General features: G+C 41.3%; 3 protein-coding genes. All 3 read left to right on the forward strand.

Annotated elements, in window-relative coordinates:
- Positions 1 to 372 (forward strand): hypothetical protein (locus AC1DUO_RS24780; RefSeq protein ID WP_477989302.1); only part of this gene is annotated, 372 nt, incomplete at its 5' end.
- Positions 373 to 422: 50 nt separating this feature from the next.
- Entirely contained in the window at positions 423 to 1,400 is a 978-nt protein-coding gene (locus AC1DUO_RS24785) for a hypothetical protein (RefSeq protein ID WP_241917311.1), read from the forward strand.
- On the forward strand, positions 1,400 to 1,599 hold a 200-nt coding region (locus AC1DUO_RS24790), incomplete at its 3' end, for an ATP-binding cassette domain-containing protein (protein WP_477989304.1). The genes AC1DUO_RS24785 and AC1DUO_RS24790, both read left to right, overlap by 1 nt.

The raw sequence follows: 1,599 nt of genomic DNA on the forward strand, positions 1-1,599 counted from the left end.
GCACCAACGATCGGTATTCTTTCGAATGGAACCGGTCCTGTTGGACTAACGAACTTTTTTATTAACTCATCCGATTTCCCTTCCGGTACTGCAAGTAAAACAAAAACTCTCACTCTCGTAAGGTACAACATTGCTGCGTACCCATCAGCATCCTCGGACCTTGTTCAGTTATGTTATTACTTGCCTTTTCAGGCTTCGCCAGCAAAATGCGTGACCGTAAATAGTGGTGCATCTTCAACAACGCCAGCATTTAATAGCTATGAATTGAAATCGGGTGTAGAGCTTCAAGTTCGGCATACTATTACGGGATCTGCAGGTACGCAGGCTCAGCCATCTCGTCAGGAAAGTGTCACTGTGGAATACAGTTATTAATTAAAAAGTAATTGTCAATTCTGAAAAACCAGGCTGGAGGGGAACTTAAAATGAATATTAATACATCAACAAGCACATATAAAAAGTTGCAAAATAACTCGGATGTTACCGTAAAATCGACTAACCTCCAGCCTTCTCAGACAAACCTCGTAAAGGATACAAGCTTACCGTCTTCAGGACAGTCGACTATCAGTGGCCAGGGATTAATGATGTCTCGGTTGTTTGGTAATGCCGATGCTAATCCAACAATCCAGACGACACTGACAAAAGACACCATGGCCATGCAATCTGTCAACTTTCTGACTAAAGATGACCGTAATATGTTGTCGGATCTATACGCTCAGGCGCAACAAGAAGGGACAGATCTTAGTTATGTAGATGATCTCGCGAATGATCTGGGTACTTATCGCATGTTCAATCACGTAATGGCTAATGCGAATAATGGTGGTACTTATGATAATACGGGCCACCTGCAGACATTTAGTTTTTCAGCGGATGATACTGCCACTGCGACCAGAATATTGAACAGTGGAAATATATCCAGCTCAGTCTTAGATCCAGGTTTTGTAAAATATGAACTTGACCCTGGTTATTCTTTTGCGCACCGTACAAATTTCGCTTATCTCGAATCGGTAATTAATAACACTGGAAGTAATGAAATATCTACTGAGCAGGGCCAGACGTCTAAATTCTCCACTTACGTAAGTCAAGGAAAGAATAATTTCGTCGTTAATACTGCCAGTGAAGTTACTCTGCATACTGAAGAGCCTGACGTCGTCAATGTGGATGGTGTGTTCTCAGTTACTGAAACAGGGATGAAGCACGGTTTTCAGTTAGTAGGTGGTAAAGTAGTGCAAAAGAATGCTGTATCGATGCCTGATATTCAGTCTCAGAGTGTTCCCTCATTACTTGATAATTTTACGAGTAATGAAAAAATAGAAAAAAGTGGTCATGACAGGCCAGCGACATTATTTGATTATCATTTTTCGAAAGATGAAGATAAAAAATTCAAAAATATTGATGCCTGATGAATTTCCCTGATCAGCAGTCTCAACATGTAATTTGTTTGTTAGGAATAACACGCTCTTACCCGGCAGGCACTACGTTGCATACCATATTAAATAATGTCTCGTTATCAGTCCCCGCCGGGCAAAGTTGCGCAATTGTTGGAACCTCCGGGTCTGGGAAAAGCACGCTTCTAAATATTATTGGGCTTTTGGATAAGCC

It is taken from the genome of Rahnella sp. P4_A8, from assembly GCF_056402435.1.